We start from the raw sequence: 7,119 nt of genomic DNA on the forward strand, positions 1-7,119 counted from the left end.
CAAAACCCCCGCTCCTGCGTTGCGCCTCCTTGCCGTACTATTTGTACTGTCTGCGTCGGCGCGCCTTGGCCCGGGTTCTCTACGAGGTTTTGTTAGCCGCTCTAAGTTTTTCCAGAAAGAAGTATCAGCCCGGCAGCTGCGCCGCCAGGGCCTGCTGTGTCACCTGCTCCAGTCGTTGGCGCAGCCAGATATGCAGCGGGTCGTGGCGATGGCGCTGGTGCCATACCAGAAACATCGGCATGTCCGGGCAAGAGAGCGGCGGCGGGCAACTGGCCAGCCCCGCCAGCAGATTGCTGGCCAGCAAGCCGGGCAAGGTGGCCAGCCGGCTACTGCCCTGCACAAAGGGCGCAATACCGGCAAAGCCCGGCAGCCAGGCGCTGATCCGCCTTCTTACCCCCAGCCCGGCCAGGAAATCATCAATATCCAGCATGCGCGGCGGGGTGTAGCCCACCGTGACATGCTCGGCTGCCAGATAGTCCTCCAGACTGGCCGGTGCCGCACGGCAGCGTGCGTCGTAAAACACCCGGTACTGATCGGCAAACAGCCGCTTTTGCACGATGTCGCTGCCATCCGGCGGGCGCGGGGTGATCACCAGATCGCACTCATCACTGCGCAGCATCTCCACGGTGGGAATGCCGGAAGGCAGCACCCGCAGCGACACGCCCGCTGCCTCGGCCTGCAACACTGCCAGCAGGCGCGGCAGCAGCAGGTCGCGCTGCAAATCGTTGGCGGCAATGCTGATGGTGCGCTGCAAACGGGCGGCATCGAAGCTGGCGGCACTGACAAAGCGGCGCATGTCTTCCAGCAGGCTGCGCGCGTGCTGGGCCAGTGCTTCGGCCCGCACCGTGGGCGAGATACCCCGGCCAGACTTCACAAACAGCGGGTCGTCCACAATCAGCCGCAGCTTGTCCAGCGCATGGCTGACTGCCGACTGGGTCATGTCCAGCCGCACGGCCGCACGGGTGACCGAGCGCTCTTCCAGCACGGTCAGCAGCAATTGCAGCAGCCGTCCATCCAGCTGCAAATGATCGAAATTTTTCATGCATGCCATCCGGTTTTCCGCATTTATTTCCACATTATAAAAATGGACACTCACTGACACCACGATACCAACAAGGGAGAAAGTGATGGCGGAGCAACAACGCGTGTCCATTCCGGGCACCACCCTGTTTGACGACATTCAGGCGCAGAAGGGTTATGCCCTCAACAAGATGTGTTTTTCCTTCAACGACAAGACCAACCGCGATGCCTTCAAGGCCGACGAAGCAGCCTACTGCGCCCGCTTTGGCCTGACTGCGCCGCAACTGGCCGCGGTGCAAAGCCGCAATGTGCTGCAACTGCTGGCCGCAGGCGGCAATGTGTACTACCTGGCGAAGTTTGCCGGCATCTTCGACCTGGACGTGCAGGACATCGGTGCCCAGCAAACCGGCATGAGCAAAGACGAATTCAAACAGAAACTCCTGAACGCGGGACAATAATCATGGCAAAAATCGTAGGCAGCATCGTTACCTCCCACGTTCCGGCCATTGGCCGCGCCATTGCCGGCAATCTGCAGAAGGAACCGTACTGGAAGCCCTTCTTCGACGCCTTCCCGCCCATCCACCGCTGGCTGGACGAAGTGAAACCCGATGTCGCCGTGGTGGTATACAACGACCATGGCCTGAATTTCTTCCTCGACAAGATGCCCACCTTCTCGGTGGGTGCCGCGCCGGAATACCACAATGCCGACGAAGGCTGGGGCATTCCCACCCTGCCGCCGTTTAGCGGTGATACCGAGCTGTCCTGGCACCTGATCAAGCAGCTGGTGAACAAGGAATTCGACCTCACCACCTGCCAGGAAATGCTGGTGGACCATGCCTTCACCCTGCCCCTGAAACTGCTGTGGCCAGACGACGGCCCCTGCCCGATCAAGGTGGTGCCGGTGTGCATCAACACCGTGCAGTTCCCCATCCCGTCGGCCAGCCGCTGCTACAAACTGGGCGAGGCCATCGGCGAAGCCATCAACGCATGGGATTCGGACGCCCGCGTGGTGGTGATTGGCACCGGCGGCCTGTCGCACCAGCTGGATGGTGAACGCGCCGGCTTCATCAACAAGCCCTTCGACCTGCAATTCATGCAAAGCCTGGTGGACAACCCCAGGTGGGCCACCCAGTACAGCGTGGAACAGCTGGTGGAGCATACCGGCTCGCAAGGCATCGAACTGCTGATGTGGCTCGCCGCCCGCGCCACCATCAAGGGCGATGTGCGTGCGCTGCAAAACACCTACCATCTGCCGATTTCCAACACGGCTGCCGGTGTAATGTTGCTGGAACCGGTTGCCTGAGGCCCGACCGCAAGCCGTCCCGCTAGCTGGCACACGCTGTCAGCAGGGGCGGCAGGCCTCAAAACCACACACTGTTGTCAGCATTTCTCCTCCTTCGCTGAACACCCGGCCCCGTGCCGGGATTTTTTTGCCCTTGACCTGGCAGCTGAAGAAGGCGAGATACCGCTGGCCACGGCGTTACAGGCAAAAAAAAGCCAGCAGGAAAACCCCGCCGGCATGGGTTCACACCCCAGATGGAAGCAATAGTGCGGTGGTCTCCTGCCCTGCCATCAGGCTGGCTGGACAGAAACGCCAAATTCCTCGGTGTCGATTTCCTGCTGGGTGGCGGCGTTGTAGCGTGCGCCACTTACCGTGTTTTCATTAACGATGGCATCCAGCCGGGTCAGCACTTCCATGTCCAGCGTCACCGAGTCGGCCGACAGGTTTTCCTGCAAATGGCTGACATTGCTGGTGCCCGGAATCGGAATCACCTGCTCGCTTTGCGCCAGCAGCCAGCCCATGGCCAGCTGGGCCAGGGTGAAGCCGGTTTCGGTGGCTAGGCCTTGCAGTGCATCCAAGAGGCGCAGGTTGCGGGCAAAGTGTTCGGCCTGGAAACGCGGCATGGCGCGGCGGATGTCGTTGGCGGCAAAGCCGGCCGGGTCGCGCACGCCACCGGCCAGGAAGCCACGACCCAGCGGGCTGAAAGCCACCAGTGCCACATTGCGGGCGCGGCAGGCATCCAGCAGGGCGATTTCCGGATTGCGCGTCCACAGCGAGTATTCGCTTTGCACGGCGGCAATCGGGTGCACCGCCTCGGCGCGTGCCAGTGTGGCGGCGGAAACCTCGGACAGGCCGATGCTGCGGATCTTCCCGGCAGCCACCAGTTCGGCCAGCGCGCCGACCGAATCTTCAATCGGCACTTGCCGGTCCCAACGGTGCAGGTAATACAGGTCGATGACATCGGTTTGCAGGCGGCGCAGGCTGTCCTCGCAGGTCTGGCGCAGGGTGTCCGGCCGGCCATCGATCACCCGTTTGCCCTCCACCCCGGTCATGCCGCATTTGCTGGTGAGCACAATCTGCTGGCGATGCGGCTTGAGCACCTTGCCCACCAGTTCCTCATTGGCACCAAAGCCGTACAGCGCGGCGGTATCAAACAGGGTGACGCCGGCATCCAGCGCCGTCAGCAATACCTGGCTGCCCTGCTCGGCAGACGGTGGCACGCCATAAGCGTGACTGAGATTCATGCAGCCAAGGCCAATGGCAGAAACGGTAAACGGGCCAAGTTGTCGCTGTTTCATGGAACTGTCCTTGCACTGTTTCTGCGGCCCCCGGCATGAAAAAGACAAGGTCAGCCGGTTTGCATCAAACCGGACTGCCTTGTTCAGGAGGGTCGCTTACAAAAGGTATTTCAAAAGAAACTTATCAAATTAAGAGCTGCTAAGAAAAAAGCGAAGCATCCTGGGGCAAGGCGCGCCGACGCAGACAGTACACAAAGTACGGCAAGGAGGCGCAACGCAGCACCAGGTTTTTATTAGCGGATCTAAACCAGCTGCTGCTCCAGCGCATGCAACACCTGATAGCACGGCAGCACCTGACGCAGGCTGGAGTTGGGCTCGCGGCCTTCGCGGATGGCGGCAAAGAATTCGCGATCCTGCAGCTCGATGCCGTTCATCGACACCGCAACATGGGACACGTCGATCTTCTCTTCTTTGCCGTTCACCAGATCGTCGTAACGGGCAATGTAAGTGCCGGTGTCGCCGATATAACGGAAGAAAGTACCCAGCGGGCCGTCATTGTTGAAGGACAGGCTGAGCGTGCAGATGGCGCCGTTGGCGGCCTTCAGCTGGATGGACATGTCCATGGCAATGCCCAGTTGCGGGTGAACCGGGCCCTGGATGGCATTGGCCTTCACGATGGGGCTGCCGGCCTGGTAGGCAAACAGGTCCACGGTGTGGGCGGCGTGGTGCCACAGCAGGTGGTCGGTCCAGCTGCGCGGCTGGCCCAGCGCGTTCATATTGGTGCGGCGGAAGAAATAGGTTTGCACATCCATTTGCTGGATGTTGAATTCGCCAGCAGTGATCTTGTTGTGCACCCACTGGTGGCTGGGGTTGAAGCGGCGGGTATGGCCGCACATGGCCACCAGGCCGGTTTGCTGTTGCAGCGCGGCGGCGGCTTCGGCACCGGCCAGGGTGTCGGCCAGCGGAATTTCCACCTGCACGTGCTTGCCGGCCTCAAGGCAGGCGGCAGTCTGTCCGGCATGCATCTGGGTGGGCGTACACAGGATGACAGCGTCCACTTCCTTGATGGCCAGGGTTTCGTTCAGGTCATCGGTGACATGGGTCACGCCGTATTTGTCCGCCACTTCGCGGGTTTTGGCCAGATCGCGGCCAATCAGCGATACCACTTCCACATCGGCAATATTCTTGATGCCGTCCAGATGCTTGATGCCGAAGGCGCCGGCACCGGCCAGGGCTACTTTGATTGTCATGACAGGGATTCCCGTTTAATTGTTTTCCAGAATGGCGTGACCCACGGCGGTATTGGAGGCCGGGACATGGTAGAAGCGATGTGCCACCTGCGGCAGCGGGCCGCTGCGCTGGCCATCGTTCACATCAGCCATGGCACCACGGGCAATCAGCCACATCACCAGTTCGATACCTTCGCTGCCGGCTTCGCGCACGTAGTCGATATGCGGCACTTTGGCGCAGGCCACCGGGTCGTTGATCATCAGGTCCAGCCAGTTGTTGTCCCACTCGCGGTTGATCAGCCCGGCGCGCGCGCCTTGCAGCTGGTGGCTCATGCCACCGGTGCCCCAGATATGCACGTTCAGGTCTTCGTCAAAGCTTTCCACCGCCTTGCGGATGGCCTGGCCCAGTGCAAAACAGCGCTGGCCGGACGGCACCGGGTATTGCACCACGTTGACGGCAAACGGAATCACCGGGCAGGGCCAGGCGTCCTTCACCGGGTCCAGCTCGCCGCACATCAAGGACAGCGGCACGGTCAGGCCGTGGTCCACGTCCATCTTGTTGACGATGGTGAGGTCGAAGTCCTGCTGGATCACGCTTTGGGCAATATGGCTGGCCAGCTCGGGATGCCCTTTCACCACCGGCACCGGACGCGCGCCCCAGCCTTCATCAGCTGGTTTGTACTCGGCAGCCGTGCCAATGGCAAAGGTGGGAATCATGTCCAGGCTGAAGGCGGTGGCGTGGTCGTTGTACACCAGGAAGATGACGTCCGGCTTGTTGTCCTTCATCCATTGCTTGGAGAAGTCGTAACCGGCAAACAGCGGCTGCCAGTAGTCTTCCTGCGTCTTGTGCAGATCCAGGGCCACGCCGATGGCCGGCACGTGCGAGGTATAAACGGATGCGGTAATACGTGCCATATCAGTTGCCTTCTTTCTTGCTGCCCGCGCCTTGCGGCTGGCGGTGCGGCTGGGCGTCACCGTCTTCACCGATGCGGCGATTACCTTCCACCGAGCGGCCACCGGCCACCATCATGTTGCGGTATTCCTCTTCGCTCATGCCGGTCATGGAGCCGGCCATCTGCTGGAAGCTCTTGCCGTCGGTGGCACCGATGCGCGCCAGGAAATAGATATTGCCGCCAAGCGCCATGCACCAGTTGAGGTCGCGCGCCAGCACCGCCAGTTTCTGCTCTTCCGTCATCGGCCATTCGTCGAGATAGGCACGTTCGTCGGCCAGAAAGCGGGCGCGGTTTTCCGCCTTCATCAGGCTGGTGCAAAACTGGTTCAGCCAGTAGCCCAGGCGGCTTTGCTCGGCATCAAAAATGATGGTGCCGGGCACGTCTTTATACGGTTTGTCCAGTGCCATGCAGGCTCCTCAGCATTCTTCCGGCCAGTACAGGCGCATGGGATTGTTCACCAGCAGCTGTTGCTGCAGTTCGGCGGTCGGCGCGATATGGGGAATAAAATCCACCAGCAGGCCGTCGTCGGGCATGTGATCTTTCAGATTGGGATGCGGCCAGTCGGTGCCCCACAGCACGCGCTCGGGGAAGGTTTCCACCAGTTTGCGGGCAAACGGAATCACGTCGTGATAGGCGTGGCGTTCACCAGCCAGCGCCTTGGGGCCGCTTACGCTCAGGCGCTCCGGGCAGCTGACCTTGGACCAGATATTGTCATGTTCGCGCATCAGTTTCACGAACAATTCAAACTGCGGCCCGTCCACCGGCAGGCTGACATCCGGGCGGCCCATGTGGTCCACCACCACGGTGGTGGGCAGGTTGGTGAAGAAGTCCCACAGCTCGGGCAGGTCCTGCGCTTCGAAATACACCACGATATGCCAGCCCAGTTTTGCGATGCGGCTGGCAATCTCCATCAGCTCGTCCTTGGGGGTGAAATCCACCAGCCGCTTGACGAAGTTGAAGCGCACACCGCGCACACCGGCTTCGTGCAGGGTTTGCAGCTCCTCGTCGGTAACCGAGCGTTTGACAGTAGCCACGCCACGCGCCTTGCCATTGCTGGCGCGGCAGGCATCCACCATGGCGCGGTTGTCGGCACCGTGGCAGGTGGCCTGCACAATCACATTGCGGGCAAATCCCAGATGGTCGCGCAGGGCAAACAGATCAGCCTTGCTGGCGTCACACGGGGTGTATTTGCGCTCTGGCGCGTAAGGAAATTCCGCACCGGGGCCGAATACATGGCAGTGGGCATCCACCGCGCCGGCCGGCAGGGTGAAGGCCGGTTTGGCCGGGCCGTCAAACCAGTCCAGCCAGCCTGCGGTTTTGCTGAAGTCGCCACTCACGGGTTTGCTCATGCTGTCGTCCTCAGTCGATATAACGCAGGCCGGCCTTGGCCAGCGGCT

At 61.3% G+C, this 7,119-nt stretch carries 8 protein-coding genes; 2 read left to right on the plus strand and 6 right to left on the minus strand.

The window, feature by feature from the left end; all coding sequences use genetic code 11:
- Positions 1–124 precede the first annotated feature (124 nt).
- Positions 125–1,042 (minus strand): LysR family transcriptional regulator, encoded by a 918-nt coding sequence (locus tag EAY64_RS17855; protein WP_103526084.1) that lies wholly within the window; start codon positions 1,040–1,042, stop codon positions 125–127.
- Positions 1,043–1,127: 85 nt separating this feature from the next.
- Between EAY64_RS17855 and EAY64_RS17860 the strand changes: the two genes are divergently transcribed.
- Positions 1,128–1,478: a protocatechuate 4,5-dioxygenase subunit alpha gene (locus tag EAY64_RS17860; RefSeq protein ID WP_103526085.1), complete on the plus strand. Its 351-nt coding sequence runs from the start codon at positions 1,128–1,130 to the stop codon at positions 1,476–1,478.
- Between the two features lie 2 nt (positions 1,479–1,480).
- Positions 1,481–2,323, plus strand: coding sequence for a class III extradiol dioxygenase family protein (locus EAY64_RS17865; RefSeq protein WP_103526086.1), 843 nt, complete (start codon positions 1,481–1,483; stop codon positions 2,321–2,323).
- A 269-nt stretch (positions 2,324–2,592) separates the two neighbouring features.
- On the opposite strand, the gene EAY64_RS17870 is transcribed toward EAY64_RS17865, so the two are convergent.
- The 5 genes from EAY64_RS17870 to EAY64_RS17890 form a co-directional block, all read right to left on the minus strand.
- Complete coding sequence (locus tag EAY64_RS17870) at positions 2,593–3,600, minus strand: aldo/keto reductase (protein WP_103526087.1); 1,008 nt, start codon at positions 3,598–3,600, stop codon at positions 2,593–2,595.
- A 242-nt stretch (positions 3,601–3,842) separates the two neighbouring features.
- A complete protein-coding gene (locus EAY64_RS17875; RefSeq protein ID WP_199734486.1) occupies positions 3,843–4,790 on the minus strand; it encodes a Gfo/Idh/MocA family oxidoreductase in 948 nt (315 codons plus the stop codon).
- 15 nt (positions 4,791–4,805) lie between these two features.
- On the minus strand, positions 4,806–5,684 hold the full coding sequence (locus EAY64_RS17880; protein ID WP_103526089.1) for a class III extradiol dioxygenase subunit beta: 879 nt from the start codon (positions 5,682–5,684) through the stop codon (positions 4,806–4,808).
- A gap of 1 nt (position 5,685) precedes the next feature.
- Entirely contained in the window at positions 5,686–6,129 is a 444-nt protein-coding gene (gene ligA / locus EAY64_RS17885; RefSeq protein ID WP_103526090.1) for a protocatechuate 4,5-dioxygenase subunit alpha, read from the minus strand.
- A 9-nt stretch (positions 6,130–6,138) separates the two neighbouring features.
- Positions 6,139–7,071: an amidohydrolase family protein gene (locus tag EAY64_RS17890; protein ID WP_103526091.1), complete on the minus strand. Its 933-nt coding sequence runs from the start codon at positions 7,069–7,071 to the stop codon at positions 6,139–6,141.
- Positions 7,072–7,119 lie beyond the last annotated feature (48 nt).

It is taken from the genome of Aquitalea palustris (genome assembly GCF_003693445.1).
GTDB lineage: Bacteria > Pseudomonadota > Gammaproteobacteria > Burkholderiales > Chromobacteriaceae > Aquitalea > Aquitalea palustris.